This is a genomic window from Nocardia sp. NPDC004711, from assembly GCF_053601595.1.
The window spans coordinates 177,007-202,857 of record NZ_JBSGCB010000009.1; the positions used below are offsets into that span (position 1 = coordinate 177,007).

Below are 25,851 nucleotides of genomic sequence, written 5' to 3' on the forward strand. Positions count from 1 at the left end.
CCCCTGCGCCGGATCTCGTGCCGAACCGGCCGTTCCAGGCCGGTGTCTCCACCGTGGCGCGGCGCCGGTGGGAGCGCGCTTCTCGCTCCCACCGCCGCCAGACCCTCGCAAGAGGAGCTCTCATGCTCATCCAGAATTCTCCGGGGATCGAACCCTCCGCCCCGAGCGGCAAGGGATTGGCTACCAACAAGGTCGGCGTGCTGGCCGGGGCCGTGCTCAGTATCGCCTCCATCGCGCCGGCGTATACGACGACGGCCAGTCTGGGCCTGATCGTCGCCGCTGTCGGCCTCAAGATGCCGGCGCTGCTGATCGCCGGATTCATTCCGATGTTCCTGGCGGCGTACGCCTATCGCGAGTTCAATGCCGAAACACCGGATTGCGGAGCCTCGTTCACCTGGTCGGCACGATCCCTGGGCCCCTACGTCGGCTGGATGGCCGGGTGGGGTTCGGTGATCGCCGTGGTGATCGTGCTGGCCAACATCGCGGCGGTCGGCGCGGAGTTCCTGTACCTGTTCGTGGGCAAACTGGTGGGGTCGGAGGCCATCGCGACCCTCGGTGACAACAAGCCGATCAATATCGTGACGACGCTGGTGTTCCTGGCGGCGGCCGGGTGGGCGGCCAGCCGCGGCATCACCTCCAGTGAGCGCCTGCAGTACGTGCTGGTCGGCTTCCAGCTGACGGTGCTGCTGGTGTTCGCCGGGATGGCGCTGTGGAAGGCGCTGGCCGGGGACGCGCCGTCCGGGCTGAGCTTCGACATCGACTGGTTCGATCCGTTCACCGGACTCACCCTGGGCGCGTTCGCCATGGGCTTGATCGGGTCGGTGTTCCTGTACTGGGGCTGGGACACCGCGCTCACCCTCGGCGAGGAGTGCAAGGATCCGCAGCGCACCCCCGGGCGGGCCGGAGTGCTGTCGATCCTGACCGTGCTCGGCACCTATCTGCTGCTGGCGGTGTCGCTCATGTGGTACGCCGGAGTCGGCGAAACCGGTATCGGACTGGGTAATCCGCAGACCTCGGACAATGTGTTCGGCGCGCTGGCCCGACCGGTGCTCGGCAGCAACGGCGAGATCCTGCTCTACCTCGCGGTGCTGGTCTCCACCATCGCCAGCCTGCAGGCCACCTTCCTGCCCGCGGCGCGCGCCATGCTCGCCATGGGCACCTACCGGGCGCTGCCCAGCCGGTTCGCCTCGGTGCACCCGCGCTATCAGGTGCCGCGGTTCACCACCGCGGTCGCCGCGCTGGTGGCGGGCGGTTTCTACGCGCTGACCGCGCTGCTGTCGGAGCACGTCCTGCAGGACACGATCGCCGCGCTGGGTATCATGATCTGCTGGTACTACGGACTGACCGCGTTCGCGTGCGTCTGGTACTTCCGCAAGCGGTGGTTCGCCTCGGGCCGCGATTTCCTGTTCAAGCTGCTGTTCCCGCTGCTCGGCGGGGCCATGCTGCTGATCATCTTCGCCATCTCGGTGCGGGAGAGCCTCGATCCGGCGACCGGTAGCGGCGCGGAGATCTTCGGCATCGGGCTGGTGTTCTATCTGGGGTTCGGGATTCTGGTGCTGGGCGCGGTGCTGATGCTCGTGCAGCGCTGGCGGGATCCGGCGTACTTCCGGAGCCGGACCTTGCCGCGCGCGGTGTCGGGCGATCCGATGCCCGCCGTGCAGGCGCCCACCGTCTAGCCAATCCTGCTGCGCCGCAATCCTATTCCCACTACAGGAGGAATCATGCACGTCGTCACCTGTTTCGAACCGCCCGTCTCGCACGCCCGGGTCGATGCGCCGGTCCGCCCGCCGCTGCGAGTGGCCCTGGTACAGCACCGCTGGCAGGCCGACGCGGATGCGCTGTCTGCCGAGCTGAGCGCGGGCATCGCCCAGGCGGCCGAGCTCGGCGCCAAGGCCGTGTTCCTGCCAGAACTGACGCTGAGCAAATACCCGGCGTTCGTGCGCGGCGGCGACAACCCGTGCGCCGAGGCCGAGGATCTGACGACCGGGCCCACCGTCACCTTCGCGGCGAAGGCGGCCATCGAGCACGGCGTGTTCGTGCACGCCTCGCTCTACGAGCGCGCCGACCAGGGCGACGGGCTGGGCTTCAATACCGCGATCCTGGTGTCCCCCAGCGGCGAACTCGTCGCTCGCACCCGCAAGCTGCACATTCCGATCAGCGCCGGCTACTACGAGGACACCTACTTCCGCGCGGGCCCCGCGACCGAGGAGTCCTACCGCCCGCACACGCACCCGGACCTCGGTGACGTCCGCATCGGCATGCCGACCTGCTGGGACGAATGGTTCCCCGAAGTGGCGCGGCTGTACTCGCTGGCCGGAGCGGAGGTGATCGTCTACCCGACCGCCATCGGCTCCGAACCGTCCTTCCCGGCCTTCGACACCCAGCCGCTGTGGCAGCACGTGATCGTCGGCAATGGCATCACCAGCGGCACATTCATGGTGGTGCCCAACCGTTTCGGCGACGAGGGCGAGATCACCTTCTACGGTTCGTCCTTCATTTCCGACCCCTACGGCCGCATCCTGGTGCAGGCCCCGCGCGACGAGGCGGCGGTGCTGGTCGCCGATCTGGATCTGGATCAGCGCGGCGACTGGCTGACCCTGTTCCCGTTCCTGGACACCCGCCGGCCCGACACCTACGCGCGCCTGACCGCGCCGGTGGATCACCAGCACCCCTTCGGGCGGCCCTGATGAGCTGGCACATGCCCGCCGAGCACGCACCGCATCGGCGCACCTGGATGGCGTTCCCGCCCGCCGGGTCGGAGATCACCGCCACCCCGCAGGCCGTGACCGAGGCCCGCACGGCGTGGACGGCGGTGGCCCATGCGGTCGCCGAGTTCGAACCGGTCACCATGGTCGTGGATCCGGCCGATGCGGCGGCGGCCCGGACCTGCCTGTCGAGTGCCATCGAGATCGTCGAAGCACCCCTCGACGATGCCTGGATGCGCGATATCGGGCCGACCTTCGTGCACGCCGCGGACGGGTCGGTCGCGGCCGTGGACTGGGTGTTCAACGGGTGGGGCCAGCAGGAGTGGGCCAGGTGGGACCACGATGCGAGGATCGGCCGGGCGGTCGCGGCGGCGGCCGGGACGCCGGTGGTGGATTCGGCGCTGGTCAACGAGGGCGGCGGCATCCAGGTCGACGGCTGCGGGACGGTCCTCGTCACCGAGACCGTGCAACTGGACCCCTACCGCAATCCGGGCCTGACCAAGGCGCAGGTCGAGGCCGAGTTGCGCCGCACGATCGGCGTCGACACGGTGATCTGGCTGCCGCGCGGGCTGTGGCGGGACTCGCAGCGCTTCGGCACCCGCGGGCACGCCGATATCGTCGCCGCGCTGCCCGCGCCCGGTGTGGTCCTGGTGCACGATCAGCGTGATCCCGAGCACCCCGACCATGCGCTCAGCCGGCAGCTCATGAAGCAGCTGGCCGCCGAAACCGATTCGGCCGGAAAGCCTTTCGAGGTGGTGCCGGTGCCCGCCCCGCGAACGCTGCGTGACCAGGAGGGCTTCGTCGACTACAGCTACATCAACCACTACGTGTGCAACGGCGCGGTCATCGTGTGCGGATTCGACGACCGCACCGACGCCGAGGCCGCGGCCGTGCTGGCCGAGGTCTATCCCGGCCGCGTCATCGTGACCGTCGACGCGCGGGAGATCTTCGCGCGCGGGGGCGGCATCCACTGCATCACCCAGAACGAGCCCCTGCCCGCGCGCTGACACCTCGGCCGGCACGCCGGAATGGCGATTGAGGGGCCGGCCGATTCGCCGCAGTGGAGCGAGCGGGACCGTGAGCGCACCCACATACTAGAAACAGCAACCCTCGGGTTATCTCCAGGAAAACTCGATGTTCAGCAAGGAGTTCTCGTGCCTGTCATCACTCGCGACGTCGTGATCGTCGGCGCCGGGCCGTCCGGCCTGACTGCCGCCACCGAACTACACAAGGCCGGTCTGAGCGTGGCCGTGCTGGAGGCTCGTGATCGAGTCGGCGGACGCACCTGGACCGGCGACATCGACAACGCGATGATCGAGATCGGCGGCCAGTGGCTGTCCCCGCATCACACCGCCGCCCTCGGGCTGGTCGAGGAACTCGGCCTGAAGACCTTCTCCCGCTACCGCGACGGCGAATCGGTCTACCTCGCCGCCGACGGCACCCGCCAGCAGTTCACCGGCGACGTCTTCCCCGCGCCTGCCGACACCGCCGCCGAGATCGACCGTCTCATTCGGCTGCTCGACGGGCTGGCCGCCGAGGTCGGCGCGGAGCAGCCGTGGGCGCATCCGCTTGCGGCCGAACTGGATTCGATCCCGTTCAGCCTGTGGCTGGAGCGGCAGTCCGACAACGACTACGCCCGCGAGACGGTGGCGTTCTTCGTCTCCGGAGCCATGCTGACCAAGCCCGCGCACACCTTCTCGACACTGCAGGCACTGCACATGGCCGCCGCGCAGGGGTCCTACACCGCGCTGGCCACCGACACCTTCATGCTGGACAAGCGGGTCATCGGTGGCATGCAACAGGTTTCGCAACGCCTGGCCGCGGCCATCGGCGACGATGTGCACCTGAATTCGCCGGTGCGGAAGGTGCGATGGTCCGAGACCGGCATCAGCGTCTTCGCCGACGGCGACCTGGAGGTGCGCGCCGACCGTGTGGTACTGGCGGTGCCCCCGAACCTGTACTCCGCCATGAGCTTCGATCCGCCCATGCCGCGCCGTCGCCAGCAGATGTACCAGCACATGTCCTTCGGTTTCGTGGTCAAGGTGCACGCGGTGTACCCGACCCCGTTCTGGCGCGCGAAAGGCCTGTCCGGCACCGGATTCAGTGATACCGACATCGTGTCGGAGGTCTACGACAACACCAACCACGACGCCACCAACGGCGCGATGGTCGGCTTCATCGCCCACGAACAGGCCGACGCCGTGTTCGAGATGAGCCCCGCCGAGCGCAAGCAGGCCGTGCTCGACTGCCTGGTCCGCTACCTCGGCCCCGAGGCCGCGAACCCGGTCGTCTACTACGAATCCGACTGGGGCGCAGAGGAATGGACCCGCGGCGCCTACGGCGTCAGCTTCGACCTGGGCGGCATGACCCGCTACGGCCGCGACCACCGCGATCCGGTCGGCCCGATCCACTTCTGCTGCTCGGACCTGGCAGGGCACGGCTTCCAGCACGTGGACGGCGCGATCCGGATGGGCCGCCGCGCGGCCGCCGCCATCGTGGCCGAACGCAGCCTGGTATAGCCACACCGTCCCTCACAACCGGTCTGTTCTCGGGTGTGCGGCGGCTCCGGGCCGACCGCCGCACGCTCACCCCTCGCCGCGTTCCAGCCTCGCTCGCACGGCTTCCATGCGGGTGGCCAGAGCAGCCTCATCGATGACATTTCTGGCGATCAGTGAGTGCGCCAGCGCGACGAGCTGATTCTCCGGGAACGGCAGTGTCGCGTACACCTCGGTGGAGAGGCGGTCCTCCTCGGAACGACGCGTGAGAAGTGGCAGTACCGTTGCTTGCCGGTCGAGTGCGTCGCACATCCCGTCGAGACTCGAACGCCATGGCGGCACCGGATTCGCGACGCCGTACTTGTCGGCCATTCGCGACCACACCTGTCCGCGAGAAACGATCTGCTCCAGCGTCCGCACGCGGATATGGGTGACGTCGTCGTGGTTCGGCATTGCTCGGCCTCTCGGGGTCAGTACTTCTCGGCCGGGTGGGTGGCAGGGTGCACGGGCCGGTCCCGATTCGCTCGCACGCCGGGCTTGGGAACGGCGACGCCGATCAAGCAGTCCCGCGTCGCGATCTCTGCGAGCTGCTCCTCGGTCCAGCCCTGCGTGCCATCCGGCCGGACCGGCAGCACCATGAACCTGTGCTTGGAATTGGAGTCCTCGACTCGGATCTCGACGTCTTCCGACAGGAACAGGCCGAACTCGGCGAGAACCTGGCGCGGCCAGCGCACCAGGCGGCGGCGATAGTTCGGCGTCCGATACCACTCGGGTGAGTTTCCGAGAATCGGACGCGGATAGCACGAGCACAGGGTGCACACGATCACGTGATGCAGCGTGGGCGTGTCCTCCAGCACGTGCAATGCCGTGAAATCGCTGGGCGTCCCGAAGCCGGTCGGTCGCAACCAGTCGATTCCCACCTCCAGACAGGCGGCAATGGGATCCTCGAGCAGCAACCGCTTGAAAGCGGGATCGATCCAGGCTTTGGCGACGAGCCGGGCGCCGGGCGCCGGGCCCAGCTGTTCGACGAACTCGGTGTAGGTCCGGTGATCCTCGGCGGTGAACAAGCCCTTCTCGATCGCCAGCTCGCGCAATGCGATCTCGAGCACCTCGAAATCGGTGACCTCCTCGACCATCGGCGCCGCGTGCCGTGCAGAACCGTCGTGACCCGTCTCGCCATTCGCCGTCATGCGGATTCCTCTCGATGATCGCGGGCTTCGATCCGGTTCGGCTGCAGCCACGTTTCCGAGATCTCCGCCTGCAGCGTGTCGTTCGGGCAGCCCGTATACGGCTCCCACACATCGGTCATCTCGAACCGCACGATGTAGAACCACTCGGGCTGCTGATCCTCGCGGTCGAACGCCTCGTCCTCCGGTACCAGGCTCTCGTAGGACACCGTGACGACCGTGCCGGGCTTGCCCCGCAGGTACTCCTGGGTGCGCGTGTAGAAGATCGTCGGCAGATCCCGCACCCGCACCGCATCGCCCGCCGCGAACCGCGGGGCGCCGGCGGTACCGGCGAAACACTGCGGATCGCCTTTGCCGGCCGCCTCCGTGTGATGGCGGTTACGGGCCACCGCCTCCCCGTCGCCGGTTGTGCGAGGCACCGCTTCCAGCCGAGCGCTGCCGGCGCGGGCGCAGCGTTCTCGCACCTCGCTCACCCGCTCGATCAGCTCACCGAGCGTGATGTGACGCTTGTCGACGAGGCAACGGGCAACCGCCAGCACCCAGCGTCCGTAGTACGGAAACCCGAGATATGCCATCCGCCCGACATCGACATTGCCGAGCCGCCGACGTTCCTCGGACGTCCAGATCCCCCGCCAGCCGAGAACCTCACACGTCACAAACGTGTTGAGTTCCCACTGCTCTTCCTCTTTCTCCTCGAACGTCGCCGGGGCATCCGGTTCACCGCCGACATCGTGCGGCGTCTTCATATAGGCCCTGAACAGGGCGCTGTCGATCTCATCCGGGTACGCCCAGTCCTGAAGCCGATGAAACCCGAGCCGCAGCTGACTGACCATGTCCCCCATGACTGAATTGGCCACGACCTCACCTCCGCCTGAATGGGCAGCAAAATCACAGCAATCCGACTGTAGCGCTGATGGAACCGCGCCGGAACCGATCACCACTTCGAACACCCCGGGGGGCTGGTCTAGGACCGGCTGGTCGCGGTCGAGGTGGTGTGTTCGCTGCGCCAGAGTGCGGAGTGGCCCGAAAGCCGGGGGTGCGCGGGCTGCGGGTGCTGCTGGAGTCGATCGAAGCGGTCCAGGTCGTGCATAGGTACGAGACCGGTCAGCGTGAAGTCCCAGATCTGGCGGATGAGATTCCCGGCAGTACGCCGGGTTTCCGGGCGGGTCGCGTAGCGGCGAGCGATGGTCGGGAAGTCTTCGGGTTCGACGCCGGCGACATCACGGACATGAGTGGTGGGGCCGCCCACCTCCCAGGTTCCCAGCGCGGCCTCGAGCGCGTAGTAGCGCAAGCCGGACTCCAGGTACAGGTCGAAACCGAGTCGTTTCGCGTTCACCCGCACGGCCTTCATGAGCATCCGTGGGGCAACCTCGATGTGGCGTACCCGGCGGCCCAACGCCTCACCCACCGCATCGGCGATCTCTGCGCCGGTCAGCAGCGCGGGCCCGGTCGGGCGGTAGGCCCGCCCGTCATGACGGTGCGGGTCCAGGAGCGCACCCACCGCGACCCGGGCGATGTCTTCGTTGGACGGAGGCGCATTGCGCCGGCCCCCGGTCGGCGCGGGCAGCACGCCCAGCTGGGCGGCCACACCGATGAACTGCAGGTAGTTGTCGGCGAACCAGCCGGGGTCGACCGCGACGTGGGCGGTATCGGGTAGCAGCTCGAACAGCTTGTCGATCAACCAGTGCTGGCGGGTCATCAGCGAGGGATGCTCAGGGCTGGCCAGCCACTGCCCCAGCGCCACCACGGCCTCGACACCCGAGCGCCGCGCGGCCACGGCGAAGGAGACCGCACTGTCGAGGGCATGCGGGTGGTACGGGGGGTTGAAGAACAGCCGGTCGGCCCCGTCCATCGCGGCCTGTACCTGCTGGATATCGAATATGTCGGCGACGACCGTTTCGGCGCCCAGAGCCCTCAGCCGTGCGCTGCGCGCATCGTCGCGATGCACCAAAGCCCTTGTCGGAACACCCTTCTCCAATAATTGGGCGGCGACGGCGCCGCCGATCTTTCCGGTGGCGCCGGTTACCAGCACGCGAGTGGTTGTCATCGGAGTTCCTTTCCGGGTTGGTGTCTCGGTTCGGGGACCTTCCGTGGACCTTCCGCCGTAACAAAGTTTCCACTGGTCACATCACCCAGTGTGGGACGAGATGTGACCATTGTCAACATTCAGATGGCGTGGCAGCCCGGCAGCCATGAGCAGCACCTATCTGTGCCTGGTCAACGCCGAGCCGCGCGAGGGCGACAGCGAGCCGCCGTGGCGGACGTCCTAGCCGCAGCACGCTGGGCTCGACCTTGATCGAGGTGGGCATCCCGCGCCCCGCCCCTCGGTCGTTAATTCGTCACAGTGACGTGTTGATCTGGACTGGCTGGATGGTGGAATCTGTTGCTATCAGGGCGAACTCGCTCCCGGATCAGCTCTTCGGTGTCGCGAGACGGGGCATTTCGTGCATCCCGACCTCGCCCTTGGGCACGCGCGGGGATGGGCCTCAGCCCGCGGGCTGGGTGCGCCGGATGCCTCGCCAGCCCAGTGGGAGTTGGACGCGCCCGGCCCGGATATCGCCGATGAGGTGGGCGTAGCCGTCACGGACTTCGCCGAGGTGGACCCACGCGGAGTGCCGAAGCTCCTCGCAGTCGCTGTGCAGCACCGTCCACCACGCCTCGGCGTAGGTCTTCGCCACATGACTGATCACCTCGCCGAAGGTGTGCGTGTGGCGACGGGCGCACCGGGTGTGGCGGGTATAGGACGCGGCCCAAGAGTTGATCTTGTCGATGACCTTCGCGATATCCGCGCACAGCGCCGCCTCGGTGACCTCCGGTGCATTCCGCCGCGGATTCAGAACCGCCGAGATCAGCGCGGCATGCAGGTCGCCGAGTTCTCTCGCCCACGTGATGAGCGGGAACGGCTCGGTGAGCCGCCCGGCGATCGCGGCCAATAGTTGATCCGGCGACAGCAGAGACACCGCATCCGTCGCCGGATTCCCGTACGCCGCTACACCCGCATTCATGGGCGACGTGGCGCTACCAGAGAAGCCGGTCGTCATGCGATGTGTTCGAAGGCTCGTCGATCGAGGACGGCCTCGGCGGGATGGGCGTGCTGATACATGGGCGGTAAGTCAACTTTTCGCGATGAATGGTTGATGTAGAGAACGCGCCGCTGCGGCTCGGGGCATTATGCTAATGCTGACTGCGCACTCAGTCAACGACTGGTCGAGTAGTCGGTCGGTGCGAGGGTGTCCGGAAATTGTGGACGAGGAGGGGCGGGATCGGTGAATGGACGTGCGGTAGGACCCGGCAAGTCGGGCGCGATTCTCGATATTTTCACGCGCCATGTCGCCGAGAAGGGCTATGACGGAACGAGTTTCAGCGGTGTCGCGAGCGAGCTGGGCATTTCGCAGGGCTTGATCGTGCACCATTACGGCACGAAGGCGCGGCTGCTGGAAGTTCTGCATGTTTCCTATATGCGGCGCCGTATCGATGAGGCGGAGCGAATCGTGTCGACCTTCGCCACACCGCCCGAGCAGTTGGCCGGGCTGTTGCATGCGGCCATGCTGTATCAGGTGCACGACCGGTACGGGACTGTCGCATTCCAGCGCGAGGTCGCACGGCTCGCGCAGGAGGATGCGGATTCCGAGGGGCGCAAGCTGCGCAGGCATTACATCGGCATCCTGCTCGGCGTCCTCGACGCGGGTATCGCGTCCGGTGACTTCCGGCCCGTCGATACCAGCATCCGGAGCCTGCTCATTTTCGGTGCCGCGCAATGGGCGTGGACGTGGTTCGAGCCGGAAGGGCGCAGATCTGCCGAACAGGTCGGCGCCGAACTGGTGGATCTCACTCTCGGATCTCTGTTGGTGGACAGGACCTCGTTGCCGCGCCTCCGCGATCCCGAAGGCCAGGTCGTCGCAACGGTGATCGGCATCATCTCCACTGCCCCGGAAGCGTCGCCAACAGTGTTGGGGGATGACCCGGCGCCGACCTGAACCATGCCGACCTGAACCATTCGGGAGCGTGCGGCAGCTCGGCAGGGCTAGTCGAGGCGGGTGGCGGCCACGGCCCACACGGGCACGTGCACCCGGTTGTTCTTCAGCAGCGGCCCGATGATCTCGAGTTGTTCCATCATCGGCTTCATCCGATCGGCCCATCCGGAGTCGTCGCTCATCTCCTTGGTCATGTAGGCGAACGTCTCCGGGCCGAAGTTGGCCTGGTAGGTGGTGGTTCCCAGGTGGTCGATGACCCACCCGGCCGCGGAAAGCACGCGCTCGAAATTCTCCGCCGGCAAACCTTCGAGCTGCAGGCCGTTGACGTTGTGGCGGCCGAATTCGAACATGAACAGTCGCGCTCCCCGTCTCGTGGCGCGATGCAGGGCCTGCGCGTACCGGATCTGGGTCTCTTCGTCGTCGAGGAACACGTGGTAGAAGGCGCTGTCGATGACGGTGTCGAACCGATCCTCCAGGCCCTCGAGTTTGGTGGCATCGGCGACCTCGAAGTTCACCGTCACCCCGGCGCGCTCCGCGTTGCGCTTGGCCCGTTCGATGGCCGACGGCGACGAGTCGATACCGGTGACCGAATAGCCCTTGGACGCGTAGTAGATCGCGTGATGTCCGGGGCCGGTTCCGGGGTCGAGCACCTCGCCCCGCACGGCGCCGTAGGCCACCAACTGCTGCACCACCGGCTGTGGGCCGCCGATGTCCCAGGGGATCAGTGCGGGAGGACCCTGTTCCGATGCCGTGTCGTGGTACAGGGCTTCGAAGTCCATCTGATCGTCGTGCTTCGGTTCGGTGCCCATGACTCCTCCTTCGATTGCGGATGGGCAACACATGAAGGGTCGTGCCAGCGATGCGACGAATTGTTCCGATGATGGGGCGTCAGTTCTCGGATCATCAGTTTAGTTGTTGCACCACCGGCGGTGCCCGGTGCTGTTGTTCATTCCGCGCCCGGTGCCGAACATGCTGATCTGACGAATCGAGATCCTTTGGCGTATTTGGCTTTTGGTGAAAATTGTTGATTCGACCGAAATTGGCGATGACCGATGCTGGATGGCGTGGACACTGTGGCCGCCGGAGCGAGTTGGTTCGGGTTGCTAACAGTTCCGCTCAGTGGGACAGGGGCCGGTCGTCGCCCCGAAGGCTGGGTTACGGTCCGATTGGTTCGATGATCAGCATCACATTCCGGGTAGCAGGGCTATGAAACTGACGTATTTGCTGTGGGGGGCCGAATTGAAGACAAGCCTGCACGATGGCGAACTGCGGCGGGCGCTGTCCTACTGCGGTGTCAGCGAACTGCAGGTGAATATCCGTGACGAGTACGTCGCCGCGGCCGAGCTGTGGATGTGCACCTACGACACGCCCGTCGACGCCGTGGTGACGCTGCGTGGGGTCGAGGATCCCGATCAGATCACCGCGCTGCTGCGGCCGCTGGCCGATCGGCTCGACGGGTTCGTCGTCGACGAGCTCACCCCGTTGCGCCCGCCGCGCACCGACAGCGGTGTCCGCGCCGACGCATTGGCGCGCATCGCGGTGATGCGGATTCCCGTGGGGATGACCCGGGCGCAGTGGCTGGAGAACTGGATCGGCGACCACACCCAGGTCGCGCTGGACAACCAGGCCAGTCTGGGTTACATCCAGAATCCGGTGCTGGGCTCGATCACCCCCGACGGGCGGGTGGACGCCGTAGTCGAGGAGCTGTTCCCGATGGCCGCGATGTCGGATCCGCATGCCTACTGGGGAAGCGGCGGTGACGACGCCGAACTCGAGCGGCGCTGCACCCGCATGCTCGACAGCATCGCCCGTTTCGGCGCCGACCGCGACCTCGACGTCATCCCGACCAGCCGCTACGTCTATTCGCTGCGCTGACCCACCGCCGAGCGCCACCCCGGCAGGCGCACCGGAGTTTCGGCCACCGGGTGGGGCGTTCCACCCGCACCGGGTGCCCAACCGTTCGAGCAGGTGGTTGTTCACAACTGCCCCTCGCGGTCGATGAGGACGCCCGGGTTGAGGATCCACGCGGGGTCGAGGGCGTGTTTGGTGGCGCGCAGGGCGGTGGCGAACGGGCCGGGTCGTTCCCGGTCGTACCAGGGCCGGTGGTCGCGGCCGACGGCGTGATGGTGGGTGATGGTGCCGCCGTTGGCGGAAATGGCTTCGGAGACAGCGGTTTTGATCTCGTCCCACTGTTCGGCGGTGCTCCCCCACCGGCCGGCGGCGTACACGCCGAAGTAGGGTGCGGGGCCGTCGGGATAGACGTGGGTGAACCGGCAGGTCAGCACGCCGGTGACACCGGTGGACCGGAACGCGTCGGCGGCCGCGGTCTCGATGGCGGCGCGCAGCTGGTCGAATCGGTCCCAGGTGCAGGCGGTTTCGAAGGTTTCGGTGATCATGGACTGGGCGGCGAGGGCGTCGCGCTGGTAGGGCATGCGCAGGAACGACGAGCGCCAGGTGTCGGAGGGGTCGGCCTCGGATGCGGCGGCGGGTGCCTCGTCGCGGGTGCGGCCGCCGAACCCGGCGCAGATCTCCACGGCGCGGCGCAGGGAATCGTCGGCGGGGTGGTCGGCGGATTCGAATCCGAGGACCAGGACTCCCCCGGCGGCGAGGACTCCCGCATTGAGGAACGCTTCGGCGGGGTCGAGCAGCCGGCAGTTGGCCGGGTTCAGCCCGGATTGGGCCAGGGTGCGGGTGGCGTCGACGGCGGCGCGGTAGTCGTCGAACAGGACCGCGGCCTTCGCGCGCCAGCGGGGCCGATCCTGCAGCCGCATCCACGCCTCGGTGATGACACCGAGGGCGCCCTCCGAGCCGAGGAACAGGCGGTCGGGGGCGGGCCCCGCGCCGGAGGCGGGCAGCCGCCGCGATTCGCCGACCCCGGCGGGGGTGACGACGCGCATCGATTCGAGCAGGTCGTCGATGTGGGTGTAGAGGGTGGCGTAGTGTCCGCCGGCACGGGTGGCGAGCCAGCCGCCGAGGGTGGAGAACTCGAACGATTGCGGGAAGTGCCGCAGGGTCAGGTCGTGGGGTCGCAGCGCGGATTCCAGTGCGGGCCCGAGGATTCCGGCCTGGATGCGGGCCGCGCGGCTGGTGCGGTCGATCTCGAGGACCTGGTCGAGCGCGGTGAGATCGAGCGCGACGGCGCCGGGATAGTCGCCGCAGTCGCGGGGTTCGACGCCGCCCACGACCGAGGTGCCGCCGCCGAAGGGGATGACCGCGAGTCCCGCGCCGGCGCACCAGTCGAGGACGTCGACCACGTCCTGCTCGGTGCGCGGGCGCACGACCAGGTCGGGGACATCGCCGATGCGGCCGAGCAGGTTGCGCACGATGTCGCGGAAGGCCTGGCCGTGGCCGTGCAGCACGCGGTCGGCGGTGTCGTAGGAGGCGATCCCGGCCAGCGCGTGCGGGGCGCGGGTGCGGGGTTGCGGGATCGGGAGTGCGGCGAGCTCGGGTGGCTGGTGGATGGTGAGGTCGGCCTCGGGCAGCAGGGCCGCGATCCGCTGGGTGAGTGCGCTGCGTTCGGCGCCGGTGACGGCGTCCTCGACGGTGCCCCATCCCCACCACGATCTGGTTGCCATGGTCGTATCCTCCACTCGCCACGTTAATGACTGATGGGTAAATTACTACCTGGTCAATAACGATGGCGGCAAGAGGCAACATCACGGACACCGCTGCGCGGCCACCGGATTCGAGTCAGGCGAACGCGGCGATGAGCCGGCGGGTCCGGGCCGCCAGCTCCGGCCCCGGCACCTGCGGATGCCGCTGCCACCAGTGGATCAACGCGGTCACCGCACCGATCCACACCTCGGTGAACGCCGCTAGATCCACCGGATCGGTGATCGCACGCGCGGCCATGAACGCCGACATCCCGCGCGCGGCCTGCTCCTCGATCCGCGCGCGCACCGCGTGCGCGGCCTCGGCGGCCGGGCCGGCGGCGGGATGGGTGCGATCCAGCAGCACGTTCCAGTCGTGCGGGCGGTGCTCGAGCGCGCCGAAGATCGCCAGCAGGGTCTGCTCGGCCATGGTCAGATCCGCTGTCCCCGACAGCACCGGCTCGACCGCCTCGGTGACGGCCCGGGCGGCCCGCTCCACGCACGCGGCATAGAGCCCGTCCCGGGTGTCGAAAAAGGTGTGCACCAACGTCTTCGACACCCCGGCCTGCTTGGCGACGGCCGCCATCGACAGACCCGCGTAGCCGACCCGCGCGATCTGTGCGGCGGCGGCGTCGAGGATCTGCTCCTCGCGTTCGGCGCGCGGCACATTCCGGCTGCCCGCTGTGCGTGCCATCTCAGCCCTCCCCGGATGCGGCCGTCACGACAGAGCCGTGATCAGACGGCGGCTGCGCGCGATCATCGCCGCGGCGGACTGTTCGGGATGGCGGATCCACCACGACACCAGCGCGGTGACCGAACCCATCCAGATATCGGTGAACACCGACAGATCCTGCGGATCGCCGACCCCGCGCGCCCGCATCACCGCGCCCGCCCCGTGCGCGGCCTGCGCGGCGATCCGCCGTCGCGCCGCCCGGGCGGCATCCGCGGCCGGACCGTCGGCGGGATGACTGCGATCGAAGAGCACATTCCAGTAGTACGGGCGATGCTCGAGGACCCCGAAGATCGCCGCGAGGGTGTTCGCCGCCATCTCCAGCTCGGCCGGACCGGCGATGACGGTGTCGATCGCGTCGCCGATCGCCGCGGCGGCCCGCTCGACACATGCCGCGTACAACTGGTCCTTCGTGCCGAAGTAGGTGTACACCAACGGTTTCGACACCCCGGCCTGGGCGGCGACCTCACCGGGATTCAACCCGGCATACCCGACCGCGGCGATACGTTCGGCGGCGATCTCGAGGATCTGGTTCTCCCGCTCGGCGCGCGGCACACCCTTGGTTCCCGCCGTACCCATTCCACCGTCCTCGGTCACGCACCCTGTCACCAGCAACCTACCGAACCGGAGACCACGCCCGGCCCACCCGCAGGCGACCCGGACATGAGCGAGCCCCTCCGGGCAGGTGCCGGAGGGGCTCGCACACTCCGTCTCGTCAGCGGATGGTGCCGATGCCCGGGATCAGCGGCAGATCCAGGGGGGTGACCCAGCCCGGCGGCAGGGCGTTGACCGCGGGCACGGCGTTGAGGGCGCGCATCCCGGTGGCCAGGCATCCCGCGACGGCGGGGGTGCGGCCGGAACCGTCGGTGAAACGGAACGAGGTCTCCTGCGAGATCGACGGGCTGCCGAGAATGTCGACCCGGTAGACGTCGTCCTTGGTGCCAGCGGGCCAGTCGGGGGCGGCGTCGAGGCCGATGCGGTTGACGTGTTCGAGGGTGATGACCTCGCGGCCGCGATACACGCCGTTGATGGTGAAGCGGATCGCGGCGACCGTACCGGCCTTGATGATGCCCTTGGCCGAGGGCCGGTCCTCGGGCGTCACCCACTTGTCCCAGGTGGTGGTGATGGCGTCGAGCTCGATCCCGGCGGCGGTGGCGATCATGGGAACCGTTGCGCCCCAGGCCATCACGAGCATGTCGGGGTGTTCGAGCAGGGCCGTGAACTCGGGCGGGTGGCCGATGCCCATCTCGAATTCGTAGTCGCCCTCGTAGTCGGTGTAGTCGAGCAGTTCGGAGGCGCGCACGGATTCGACCTCGCCGCACAGGCCCATCAGGGTCATGGGGAACAGGTCGTTGGCGAAGCCGGGGTCGATGCCGGTGGTGAAGCACGACGCCCCGCCGGCCGCGCACGCCTCGGTGATCGGGTCACGCCAGAACGCGGGCAGCTTGTCCATGTGCGGCCACACCCACGGGGTCATCGCGGTCGAGCACACGTCGATGCCCGCGCGCAGGAACGACCCGATGACGCGCATGTTCTCCTCGGCGAACGCCGCCGTCGGCCCGTAGTGCACGACCGCGTCGGGGCGCAGCGCGATCAGCTCCTCGACCGAATCGGTCGCGAGCACACCGGTTTTCGCGGCCCCGCACAGGTCCCCGGCGTCCTTGCCGACCTTGTCGGGATTGCTGACGCCGACCCCGACCAGGTCGAAGCGCGGGTGGCGCAGGATCTCGGCCAGCACCATGGACCCGACCACGCCGGTGCCCCACAGCACGATGCGCTTGTTAACGGTTGCTCCTGTACTCATCGGTGGAACTCGCCGCAGTCGACGGTGAGCATCTGGCCGGTGACGGCGGTGGCGAGATCACTGGCCAGGAACAGGGCCGCCCGCGCGACCTCCTCGGGGCCGGCGAGGCGGCCCAGATCGGTGGGTGCGGCCTTCTGCCTATAGATGTCGTCGTGGGTGACCCCGGCCTGGCTGGCCAGCCAATCGAAATAGGCCTTGTTGATGTCCTCGTACACATACGACGGTGCGACGGAATTGACGCGGATGCCGCGCGGCCCGAGCTCGGTGGCCAGCGACGAAGCCAGGTGTGCGAGTGCGCCTTTGGACAGTTTGTAGCCCGAGTACTCCGGTTGCGAGCTGTAGGACACGCACGAGTTGAGCATGATGACCGACCCGTGCGAGCGTTCCAGCGCGTCGGCGAACAGTGCCGACAGTCGCAGCGGCGCGAACACATTGGTCTCGTTGGCGTGGCGCAGCGCCTCCACCTCGATCTGGGTGATCGGGTACATGGGCGGGATGGCGAAGGCGTTGTTGATCAGGCAGTCGACCCGGCCCATTTCGGCCAGCGTGGTCTCGACGAGCGCGGCGCGCTGGGATTCGTCGGTGATGTCGGTCTTGGCGACCACGGCGGCGCGGCCCAGGGCGCGGACCTCGTCGGCGTATTCGTGCAAGCGTTTCTCGGTGCGTCCGGCCAGCACCAGATCCGCGCCCATGCGGGCGGCTTCGATGGTGAGCGAATGGCCCAGGCCCGGTCCGACACCGGAGACCACGATGACCTTGCCGGCCAGCAGCGGCACCGGCTGGTAGGTGTCGGCGGGGGTGACCTGCGGGGCAGCTGACACGACTCCTCCTCGAGTCCTCAGCGGTTACAGAATGTAACGACTTTGATGTGACAGACTGTATCGACTCCTGCCCGCAGCGACAAGGACGGATTTCCGTGACCACCCGCCACCGGCTGGGCCCGCACCGCGACCCCGCGGTGGACGCCGCGGTCCTCGACGCCACCCGCGCCCTCGTCGTCGAACAGGGCTACGGCGCCACCTCCATCGACGCCATCGCCGCCCGCGCCGGCGTCAGCCGCCCCGCCATCTACCGGCGCTGGCCCTCCAAGGCCCACCTCATCGCCCAGGCCGTGTTCCCCGACGTCGGATCCGCGGTCGTCGCCCCCGATCTGCTCGCCGAGATCCGCAAGGTCATCCGCGGCACCATCCAGCTGTTCGGATCGGCCGAAACCCGCGCCGCCATGCCCGGACTCATGGCCGAGATGCGCCAGGACTCGGGCCTGTACGAGAAACTGTCCGCCCGCCTGGACACCCCCACCCGCGGCGAGCTCGCCGACTACCTGCCCGGCGACGCCGAACGCCCGGGCCTGGACCCGAACACCGTGCTCGACACCATCGCCGGAGCCGCCCTGTTCGCCATGTGTATCCGCGACATCGACGATCTGGACGGCTTCGCCACCTCCCTCGAGGACCTGCTGCTCTACGGCATCCTGGGCACCCGCCCCGACACCGAATGACCCGGTACGCCCTCACATCTCGGCGAGACCGACACCGAGCACCAAAGGCCGGCGAGTCGAACAACGGCAAAAATTCCACCACTTCGAGATCGTGGCCGCGCTGCGGCCCACCCGGGACTCCTGACCTGCCGCATTCGGGCCCGCGACACCCGCTCCGCCCCTTACCGTCTGAGCAGGCTTCGATGGTGAGTGGAACGAGAATTGTGATGAGCGAACCGAATACGTCCCCCGCCGCCTTCCAGGCGACCGCCGCGATCGACCCCGGCGCGGTCGCGGTCCGCGATATCGGCGGCACCCACGCCCTGACCTGGGCCGACTACGCCACCCAGGTGCGCGAGGTCGCCGCCGGGCTGGCCGCGCTGGGGGTGGGGCGCGGGGACACGGTGGCGTTCATGATGGCCAACCGCATCGAGTTCTACCCCCTCGAGGTCGGCGCCCAGCACACCGGCGCCACCTCGTTCTCGGTGTACAACACGCTCTCGGCCGAACAGCTGCACTACGTGTTCGGCAACGCCGGCAACCGGGTCGTGCTGTGCGAGGCCCAATACGTCGACCGCATCCGCGCCTGCGGGGTGCCCATGCAGACCATCGTGTGCATCGATGAGCCCGCCCCCGGCACACTGACCGTCGCGCAGCTCAAACAGTTGGGGCGCACCGATTTCGACTTCGACGCCACCTGGCAGGCGATCCGGCCCGACGACATCGTCACCCTCTGCTACACCTCCGGCACCACCGGCAACCCCAAGGGCGTGGAGATCTCCCACGCCAACCTCGCCTTCGAATGCCGCGCCTACGCCTCGGTCATGCCCGTCGAGTTCGGCGACCGCATCACCTCGTTCCTGCCGACCGCGCACATGGCCGACCGGGTCACCAACCTGTACCTGCACGAATACTTCGGCACCCAGATCACCGTCGTCCCCGACCGCACCCAGCTGCCCGCCGCCCTGGCCGACGTGCACCCCACCATCTGGGGCGCGGTCCCGCGCGTGTGGGAGAAACTCAAAGCGGCCGTGGAATATTCGACAACCGCCGAAACCGACCCCACCCGTCGCGCCGCCCTCACCTGGGGGCTCGAGGTCGCCGCCCGCAAGGCCGCCGCCCAGCTGGCCGGGCAGCCGATCGACACCGACCTGGCCGCCGAATGGGACAAGGCCGACGCCGCGGTGCTGCGGCCGCTGCGGGCCAAACTCGGCCTGGACCAACTCAAGTGGGCGCTGTCGGGGGCCGCGCCCATCCCGCCGGAAACCCTCGGATTCTTCTTCGGCCTGGGCATCCCCATCTCCGAGGTGTGGGGCATGTCCGAACTGACCTGCATCGTCAGCGTCTCCCCGCCCGCCGAAGCCCGCCTGGGCACCGTCGGGCGGCTGCTGCCCGGACTGGAATCCAAGATCGCCGACGACGGCGAGTTCCTGGTCCGCGGGCCCCTGGTCATGCGCGAATACCGGCACGAACCCCAGAAGACCGCCGACGCCCTCGACCCGGACGGCTGGCTGGCCACCGGCGACATCATCACCTGCGACGCCGACGGCTACCTGCGCGTGATCGACCGCAAGAAGGAACTCATCATCAACTCCGCCGGAAAGAACATGTCCCCGGCCAACATCGAGAACACCGTCAAAGCCGCCGCCCCGCTCATCGGCGCCCTGGCCACCATCGGCGACAACCGCGCCTACAACACCGCCCTCATCGTCCTCGACGCCGAATCCGCCGCACCCTACGCCGCCCAGCACCGGCTACCCGACGCCTCCGCGGCCGCCCTCGCCGCCGACCCGGGCGTCATCGCCGCGATCGCGCGCGGCGTCGCCGCCGGCAACGCCAAACTCTCACGCGTCGAACAGATCAAACGCTTCACCATCCTGCCCACCTTCTGGGAACCCGGCGGCGACGAGATCACCCTCACCATGAAACTGCGCCGCACACCCATCGCCCGCAAATACGCCGCCGACATCGACCGCATGTACACGCCCGCCCTCCGCGACGGCGTCCACGAACCCACCACACCCTGACCCGCACCGGCATCCGATCCGGCCGTCTCCGCACCCCGTCGCGGAGGCGGCCGGATCGTCTTCGTGCCGGGTCTGATTCGTGACCGGGGGAACCGACCCCTTCATAACAGAGCACTTGCTCTGTTATGGTCGGTGCATGCCCCGCCCCCGCACCCACGACCCCGACCTCGTGCTCGACGCCGCCGAGGCCCTGGCCGTGCGATCCGGGCCCGCCGCCGTCACCATCCGCGCGGTCGCCACCGCCACCGGCGTCTCCAACGGAGCGCTGTACCACACCTTCGGGTCACGCGCGGAACTGGTGGGGCGCACCTGGATTCGAGCCGCCCACCGGTTTCTCGCACTCCAGGCCGCCATGGTCGCCGAGGCCGGCGACGGCGTGGCAGCGGTCATCGCCGCCGCCGAGGCGCCCGCGGAATTCGCCGCCCGCCACCCCATGTCGACCCGGCTGTTCTTCACCGTCCGCCGCGACGACCTGCTCGGCGACGACCTGCCCGAACCCGTCCGCGCCGAACTCGCCGCCACCCAGGCCACCCTCGTCGAGCTGATGAGAACCCTCGCCCGCCGACTCTGGGACCGCGCCGACGCCGCCGCCGTCGACACCCTCACCCTGTGCCTGGTCGACCTGCCGACAGCGATCCTGCTCGACCGCGACCGCCTCGCCAATCCCCTTGCCCGCGGGCAGCTCCGGGCCGCCGTCCGCGCGGTCCTCGACCTCGGGCCCGCACCCGCACGACCGAAAACCTCCTGAGGAAGGACACCCCCATGCCCACACTCACCTACCACGACAAGATCGCCGTCCTGGACCTCGGCGGCGACGAGAACCGCTTCTCACCGGAATTCCTCGACCGGATCGGTGCGCACCTCGACACCGCCGTCGCCGACGGCGCGCACGCCCTGGTCACCACCGCCTCCGGCAAGTTCTACTCCAACGGCCTGGACCTGGACTGGCTCTCGGCCCACGGTGAACGCTCCGAATGGTATGTGGCGCAGGTGCAGTCGCTGCTGGCCCGCGTGCTCACCTTCGAGCTGCCCACCGCCGCCGCCCTGCCCGGGCACGCCTTCGGCGCCGGCGCCATGCTCGCCCTCGCCCACGACTTCCGGGTCATGCGCGCCGACCGCGGCTACTTCTGCTTGCCCGAAGTCGACATCCACATCCCCTTCACCCGCGGCATGGCCGCGCTCATCCAGGCCAAAGTCACTCCCAAGACGGCGGTCGCGTCCATGACCACCGGACGCCGCTTCGGCGGCCCCGACGCCCTCGCCTGCGACCTCGTCGACGCCACCACCGACCTCGACGCCCTCACCGACACCGCGCTCGGGATGCTCACCCCGCTCGGGCCCAAGGACCCGGCCACTCTCGGCGCCATCAAGGCCACCATGTTCGCCGATGCCGTCGCCGCCCTGAACAACGCCTGACCCGGCTCACCGGATGCGGCCGGCCACCAACATCGCCGGCCGCATCCGGTTGTCGATGGACGAGCACTCCATTCCGATGGGCGACGTGCCCACGGGGACACAGGATCCGGCCCCACGGCGGCCACTGACCTATCCGGTGTGCGCGCTTATCCGGTGTGCGCGCCGGCTGCCCGTAGATGCGGCAACAGCAACTCCGCGACCGCATTCGGGCGTTCGGCCTGCAGGAAATGCCCGCAGCCGGGCAATTGCGCGTGCCGGACCTGTGCATGCTCTGCCAGTACCCGCTGCAGATCCGCCGACATGCAGCCATCGCGCAGCCCGGCCAGCGCGAGCGTCGGCAGCGGAGCGGCCTCGGCCATCAGGATGTCGCTGAACTCGCGAGTCGCCCTGCGCTGCACCGTGAACAGCGACCGGTAGTACCGCGTCGCCGCCCACGCCATCAGCGGATCGGTGAAAACGGCTGCCACCGGCGCGAACTCGTCGTCGGTGAACGCCCACCCCGGCGACCACCGCCGCCACAGCGCCCGCACGAACCCCGCACCCCGGCGGGTCAGCAACCGCGGCGACAGCCCCGACTGCATGACCGGGATGTACGACGACAACACCAGCTGCCGCGGCAGATACCGCCACATGCCCGGCGCCACCCCGCCCCCGAACGGCGGAATCGCCAGCAGTGTCAACGACTCCCACCGCCGCGGATCCTGCTTGGCCAGGATCATCGCCACGAACGCACCCCAGTCGTGCCCCACCAGATGCGCGCGCGGCTCACCCAGCTCCGCATGCCAGGCCGCCACATCCGCACTCACCGCCATCAGGTCATAGCGCGCCGACCGCGACGCCGACCCCGGCGTATACCCGCGCAACCACGGCGCCAGCACCTGATACCCGGCCTCGACCAGCAGCGGGATCAACCCGTCCCACGTGTGCGGGGTATCCGGAAACCCGTGCAGCAGGATCACCAGCGGCGCGTCGTCAGGACCACAATGACGAGCGGACAGTTCCAGGCCGTCACGGCGCAACGTCAGCGTGCGCGCAACAGGATGATCGAACGGCATGCACACACCCTCTCACGAGTGTCGATCGTCGAATTCCTTGACACCTGAACATATTCGGCCCCCATGGCACGAAGCCTCGACGTGGTGGCGGGTTCTCCGGCGGCCACCGGCCGAACCCGCCACCGCAGTCAGCGGCCCTGCCAGACCGGGGGACGCTTCTCCACGAACGCGCGCATACCCTCCCCGGCGTCCTGCGACGACAGGGCGGCCGCGGCGACCTGACCCTGCTTGCCGAACGCCTCGGCCACCGACCAGTCCGGGGCCTGCTCGATGATCTGCTTGCTCGCATCGATACTCAGCGGAGCGTTCACCGCGATCCGCTCGGCCAGCGCGAGCGCCGCCTCGAGCGCCTTGCCCGGTTCGGCGACCTCGTTGATCAAACCGATCTCGGCGGCCCGGGCCGCGGTGATCGGGTCACCGGTCAACGCCAGCTCCATGGCGACCGCCCGGGGTAGTCGCTGCGACAGGCGCAGCACGCCACCGCCGACGGCGACCAGGCCGCGTTTGACCTCCGGGATGCCGAACGTCGAATCGCTCGCCGCGACAATGAGATCGGCGGCCAGCGCCAGTTCGCAGCCGCCGGCCAGTGCGGGACCCTCCACGGCCGCGATGAGCGGCTTGCGCGGGGGCTGGGAGACGATGCCCAGGATGCCGCGCTTCTCGGTGACCGGCACCTCGCCACGAGCGGCCGCCTTGAGATCCATCCCGGCACTGAAATATCCGCCCGCGCCGGTGAGAATCGCGATGCGCGCATTCGAGTCGCCCTCGTAGGCGTCGATCGCGCGTTCCAGGCCCAGCGCGGTGGCCAGGTTGATCGCATTGCGCACCTGGGGCCGGTTGATGGTGATGATCATGACGTGGCCGCGGCGCTCGATGAGCACCGGCGCGGGCGGCGGAGGCGGCAACGCGACCCGGGGCAGACCCGCGGTGCTCAACCCGTGACCAGGCGTCTCCGCCACCGTCGCATCCGCAGCAGTGTCGGTGGATATACCGGTATCGGTGGCGATGGCAGCGGATTCCACCGCGGCGGACTCGGAGGTCACCGGGCCGGCATCGGATTGCCCTGTGCCGGAATCGGATTCGCCGACCTGCGCGGGCCTCGGGGCGATCGCGTCGCCGTCCACGGTCACGGGCAGGCCCAGCCAGTCGTCCTCGGTGAGGGCGGTGAGCAGGGCGGAATCGGTGGAGCGCACCAGGACTCGCGCACCCTGCGGGGTCAGCACGCTCACGATCGCGGCCTCGGGACGGCCGTCGCGGCCGTAGGGCAGCGTGTAGGCCTCCACCACGGCCTCGCCGGTGTAGCCGGTGCGGGCCGGGCGGGCCGGGGGATGCTCGATGACCGGGGTCAGATGCCGGTAGCCCTGCCGGGGCGGGGTCGCCGAGTACACCCCGAGGGCGTGCTTGGTCAGATACCAGCCCAGAGACGTTGCCAGACCGAAGGATTCCGGCTCGGCGCGCAACCGCTGCACCAGCGTCGCCACCGCGTGACCGCCGTAGTTGTTGCCCGGCCCGCCACCGAAGGTCAGGCCCCCGGTCACCGACAGCGGCCGCTTCGGATCCTCCGCCGGCAGCCCCAGCTCACGGGCCGCGATCTGCACCGCCACCGGGAAACACGCATACAGATCGACATGGGCCAGCACATCGGCGGTGATGCCCGCATGGTCGAGCACCGCCGCACCCAGCGTGCGGATCGCGGGAGACGCCGCCAAATCGCTGCGCTCACTGACGAACCACTCGTCGGTGCCCGAGGCGCCCGCGTGCAGGAACACCCACTTGTCCTGCGGAATACCCGCCGCCTCGGCGGCCGCCGCGCTGGCCACGATGATGCCCGAAGCCATGTCCACCGTCAGGTTCGCGCACTCGAGTTTGGTGTAGGGCGCGGAGATCATGCGATTGGCCTCGGTCACCGTCGCGATCTCGGGGGCCGCGAACTCCTGCGGCTGCCAGGCATTCGGATTGGCCGCCGCCACCGCCGAGAACCGAGACCACATCGCGGCCACCGCCGCCGCATGCTCGGCCGGGGTACGGCCCAGCCGCCCCCGATTGGCCGACTCCAGCAGCGCGTACATATTGATCGGCGCCTGCAGCCCGGCCGCCGACTCGGCCGCATTGTTGGCCGCCTTGTCGATCCCCACCGTGCGCGTCGGCGCCACCGCCGGATCCTGCACCGGCCAATCCAATTCGATCCCGGCGCGCTGCGCCGCCGCCTGCGTGGCCCCGGCCTCGGCGCCGGTCACCAGCACCAGGTCGTAGTCGCCGGCCGCGATCGCCGCGGCCGCCTCGTTGAGCACCAGCTGCCCGCCGTCACCCCCGAACGGGCTCGACTGCACCGTCTCCGCGGCGCCCGCGCCCACCGCGCGCGCCACCAGCGCACCCAGATCCCGGTACTGCCACGACGTCGGCGACACCGCGAACACCGCATTCGCCTGCGCCAGCAGCGCTTCCCCCGCCCCGGCATCGGCGGCCGCCGCGCGCAACGCCCGCACCGCCAGCTGCGCGGGATCACCGTAGGACGGGTCGGGGGTGCGCTGCACCACCTGCCCGACGCCCACCAGCACCGGTGTGCCCGGCGCCAGCAGCGTCCCGGATGCCCGGTGCCGCACCGCTTTGTGTGCCGCCCGCTCCGTCGAGCTCGGGGTGGCCGCCGCCACGGCCGCGGGCAGCGCCGCCAGGGAATCGCGCAGCGCCTCACCCAGCGCTCGCGCCACCGTCGCGCCCAGCGGCCCGTCGACCGGCTGCCCCGACAGACCCGCGTCGAGGTACACGCTCGACCCGGACCCGTTGGGCGCCACCGTGATCCACAACCCCAGACCCAGCCCCTGCGGCCCGCGCCCGCGCATCGCCAGCCCGGTGTCGCCGACCTCGGTCACCGTCCACGCCACATCCGCCGGGATCCCCATGAACTTGGCCGCCTGCGTGTACTCCACGCCGACCGCCGCCGCACCCGGCGCCTCCCCGCGCCAGCCCGCATGGAACACCACCCACTCCGGAAGCCGTTGCAGCTGCGCCAGATACGCCAGCGTCGCGGCCGGCCCGGTCTCGAGATCGTGCTGGGCGTGCGCGGTGCGCGGGTAGTCCGCCAGCCCCGCCGGCACCGCGTGCGCGGCCGGGACCGCCGCCTCGCCGGTACCGCCGTGACCGGTCAACCCGGCGATCAGCTCCCGCACGATGCGCGGATCGCGGCGCACGCTGTCGACCAGCTGCCCACCCGCCCGCAACTGTTTGCGCACCGACGCACTCCGATCGAGCCCCTGACCGACCACCGCACGCAAACGCTCGAAACCCGGCACCGCACTCACGGCCCACCTCCTCACTGAGGGTCCACACCATCCGGCCCTCACGGTATCGGCCGCCGACCGGCCGCGGGAAGGGCGACGGCGACTTCGCACCC

Annotated in this window: 23 protein-coding genes and 1 pseudogene; 10 read left to right on the forward strand and 14 right to left on the reverse strand. The window is 69.0% G+C overall.

Annotated features, from left to right (window positions below; translation table 11 throughout):
• The first annotated feature begins 122 nt into the window (after window positions 1-122).
• From ACWEKS_RS11300 to ACWEKS_RS11315, 4 genes are all read left to right on the forward strand, one after another.
• Window positions 123-1,676, forward strand: coding sequence for an APC family permease (locus tag ACWEKS_RS11300; RefSeq protein ID WP_452339944.1), 1,554 nt, complete (start codon window positions 123-125; stop codon window positions 1,674-1,676).
• 45 nt (window positions 1,677-1,721) lie between these two features.
• Complete coding sequence (locus ACWEKS_RS11305) at window positions 1,722-2,687, forward strand: nitrilase-related carbon-nitrogen hydrolase (RefSeq protein WP_452339945.1); 966 nt, start codon at window positions 1,722-1,724, stop codon at window positions 2,685-2,687.
• Window positions 2,687-3,712 (forward strand): agmatine deiminase family protein, encoded by a 1,026-nt coding sequence (locus ACWEKS_RS11310; protein WP_452339946.1) that lies wholly within the window; start codon window positions 2,687-2,689, stop codon window positions 3,710-3,712. Before ACWEKS_RS11305 ends, ACWEKS_RS11310 begins: the two co-directional genes overlap by 1 nt.
• A gap of 147 nt (window positions 3,713-3,859) precedes the next feature.
• Complete coding sequence (locus tag ACWEKS_RS11315; protein ID WP_452339947.1) at window positions 3,860-5,224, forward strand: flavin monoamine oxidase family protein; 1,365 nt, start codon at window positions 3,860-3,862, stop codon at window positions 5,222-5,224.
• Between the two features lie 66 nt (window positions 5,225-5,290).
• Here the strand turns inward: ACWEKS_RS11315 and ACWEKS_RS11320 are convergent, their stop codons facing one another.
• From ACWEKS_RS11320 to ACWEKS_RS11340, 5 genes are all read right to left on the reverse strand, one after another.
• Complete coding sequence (locus ACWEKS_RS11320) at window positions 5,291-5,653, reverse strand: thiocyanate hydrolase (RefSeq protein WP_452339948.1); 363 nt, start codon at window positions 5,651-5,653, stop codon at window positions 5,291-5,293.
• A gap of 17 nt (window positions 5,654-5,670) precedes the next feature.
• Window positions 5,671-6,390, reverse strand: a complete 720-nt coding sequence (gene scnC / locus ACWEKS_RS11325; RefSeq protein WP_452339949.1) for a thiocyanate hydrolase subunit gamma — start codon at window positions 6,388-6,390, stop codon at window positions 5,671-5,673.
• A complete protein-coding gene (locus tag ACWEKS_RS11330; protein WP_452339997.1) occupies window positions 6,387-7,229 on the reverse strand; it encodes an SH3-like domain-containing protein in 843 nt (280 codons plus the stop codon). The genes scnC and ACWEKS_RS11330 overlap by 4 nt, the downstream gene beginning before the upstream one ends.
• A gap of 122 nt (window positions 7,230-7,351) precedes the next feature.
• Window positions 7,352-8,434, reverse strand: a complete 1,083-nt coding sequence (locus tag ACWEKS_RS11335; RefSeq protein WP_452339950.1) for an NmrA family NAD(P)-binding protein — start codon at window positions 8,432-8,434, stop codon at window positions 7,352-7,354.
• 439 nt (window positions 8,435-8,873) lie between these two features.
• Window positions 8,874-9,347: a hypothetical protein gene (locus ACWEKS_RS11340; protein WP_452339951.1), complete on the reverse strand. Its 474-nt coding sequence runs from the start codon at window positions 9,345-9,347 to the stop codon at window positions 8,874-8,876.
• A 306-nt stretch (window positions 9,348-9,653) separates the two neighbouring features.
• Between ACWEKS_RS11340 and ACWEKS_RS11345 the strand changes: the two genes are divergently transcribed.
• Window positions 9,654-10,364: a TetR/AcrR family transcriptional regulator gene (locus tag ACWEKS_RS11345; RefSeq protein ID WP_452339952.1), complete on the forward strand. Its 711-nt coding sequence runs from the start codon at window positions 9,654-9,656 to the stop codon at window positions 10,362-10,364.
• 47 nt (window positions 10,365-10,411) lie between these two features.
• On the opposite strand, the gene ACWEKS_RS11350 is transcribed toward ACWEKS_RS11345, so the two are convergent.
• A complete protein-coding gene (locus ACWEKS_RS11350) occupies window positions 10,412-11,170 on the reverse strand; it encodes a class I SAM-dependent methyltransferase (protein WP_452339953.1) in 759 nt (252 codons plus the stop codon).
• A 397-nt stretch (window positions 11,171-11,567) separates the two neighbouring features.
• On the opposite strand from ACWEKS_RS11350, the gene ACWEKS_RS11355 reads away from it, so the two are divergent.
• A complete protein-coding gene (locus ACWEKS_RS11355) occupies window positions 11,568-12,236 on the forward strand; it encodes a hypothetical protein (RefSeq protein WP_452339954.1) in 669 nt (222 codons plus the stop codon).
• A 101-nt stretch (window positions 12,237-12,337) separates the two neighbouring features.
• Here the strand turns inward: ACWEKS_RS11355 and ACWEKS_RS11360 are convergent, their stop codons facing one another.
• The 5 genes from ACWEKS_RS11360 to ACWEKS_RS11380 all read right to left on the reverse strand — a co-directional run bounded on the left by ACWEKS_RS11360 (window position 12,338) and on the right by ACWEKS_RS11380 (window position 17,306).
• Window positions 12,338-13,936 (reverse strand): FAD-binding oxidoreductase, encoded by a 1,599-nt coding sequence (locus tag ACWEKS_RS11360; protein WP_452339955.1) that lies wholly within the window; start codon window positions 13,934-13,936, stop codon window positions 12,338-12,340.
• A gap of 115 nt (window positions 13,937-14,051) precedes the next feature.
• A complete protein-coding gene (locus ACWEKS_RS11365; protein ID WP_452339956.1) occupies window positions 14,052-14,645 on the reverse strand; it encodes a TetR/AcrR family transcriptional regulator in 594 nt (197 codons plus the stop codon).
• A gap of 24 nt (window positions 14,646-14,669) precedes the next feature.
• Window positions 14,670-15,260 (reverse strand): TetR/AcrR family transcriptional regulator, encoded by a 591-nt coding sequence (locus ACWEKS_RS11370; RefSeq protein WP_452339957.1) that lies wholly within the window; start codon window positions 15,258-15,260, stop codon window positions 14,670-14,672.
• A 136-nt stretch (window positions 15,261-15,396) separates the two neighbouring features.
• Complete coding sequence (locus ACWEKS_RS11375; protein WP_452339958.1) at window positions 15,397-16,485, reverse strand: NAD(P)H-dependent amine dehydrogenase family protein; 1,089 nt, start codon at window positions 16,483-16,485, stop codon at window positions 15,397-15,399.
• On the reverse strand, window positions 16,482-17,306 hold the full coding sequence (locus ACWEKS_RS11380; RefSeq protein WP_452339959.1) for an SDR family oxidoreductase: 825 nt from the start codon (window positions 17,304-17,306) through the stop codon (window positions 16,482-16,484). The genes ACWEKS_RS11375 and ACWEKS_RS11380 overlap by 4 nt, the downstream gene beginning before the upstream one ends.
• A gap of 95 nt (window positions 17,307-17,401) precedes the next feature.
• Between ACWEKS_RS11380 and ACWEKS_RS11385 the strand changes: the two genes are divergently transcribed.
• The 4 genes from ACWEKS_RS11385 to ACWEKS_RS11400 all read left to right on the forward strand — a co-directional run bounded on the left by ACWEKS_RS11385 (window position 17,402) and on the right by ACWEKS_RS11400 (window position 21,405).
• Window positions 17,402-17,983 (forward strand): TetR/AcrR family transcriptional regulator, encoded by a 582-nt coding sequence (locus tag ACWEKS_RS11385; protein WP_452339960.1) that lies wholly within the window; start codon window positions 17,402-17,404, stop codon window positions 17,981-17,983.
• A gap of 206 nt (window positions 17,984-18,189) precedes the next feature.
• Window positions 18,190-19,989, forward strand: a complete 1,800-nt coding sequence (fadD11, locus tag ACWEKS_RS11390) for a fatty acid--CoA ligase FadD11 (protein ID WP_452339961.1) — start codon at window positions 18,190-18,192, stop codon at window positions 19,987-19,989.
• A gap of 136 nt (window positions 19,990-20,125) precedes the next feature.
• Window positions 20,126-20,737, forward strand: coding sequence for a TetR/AcrR family transcriptional regulator (locus ACWEKS_RS11395; protein WP_452339962.1), 612 nt, complete (start codon window positions 20,126-20,128; stop codon window positions 20,735-20,737).
• A 14-nt stretch (window positions 20,738-20,751) separates the two neighbouring features.
• Window positions 20,752-21,405 carry an enoyl-CoA hydratase-related protein gene (locus ACWEKS_RS11400; protein ID WP_452339963.1) on the forward strand — a complete coding sequence of 218 codons (654 nt, stop codon included), beginning with the start codon at window positions 20,752-20,754 and terminating at the stop codon, window positions 21,403-21,405.
• Between the two features lie 146 nt (window positions 21,406-21,551).
• Here ACWEKS_RS11400 and ACWEKS_RS11405 read toward each other — a convergent pair whose 3' ends face one another.
• From ACWEKS_RS11405 to ACWEKS_RS11415, 3 genes and pseudogenes are all read right to left on the reverse strand, one after another.
• Entirely contained in the window at window positions 21,552-22,460 is a 909-nt protein-coding gene (locus ACWEKS_RS11405; protein WP_452339964.1) for an alpha/beta fold hydrolase, read from the reverse strand.
• Window positions 22,461-22,588: 128 nt separating this feature from the next.
• Window positions 22,589-23,341 carry a crotonase/enoyl-CoA hydratase family protein gene (locus ACWEKS_RS11410; RefSeq protein WP_452339998.1) on the reverse strand — a complete coding sequence of 251 codons (753 nt, stop codon included), beginning with the start codon at window positions 23,339-23,341 and terminating at the stop codon, window positions 22,589-22,591.
• 243 nt (window positions 23,342-23,584) lie between these two features.
• Window positions 23,585-25,849: pseudogene (locus ACWEKS_RS11415) on the reverse strand (type II toxin-antitoxin system Rv0910 family toxin); the annotation flags it as partial.
• Window positions 25,850-25,851: the final 2 nt, after the last annotated feature.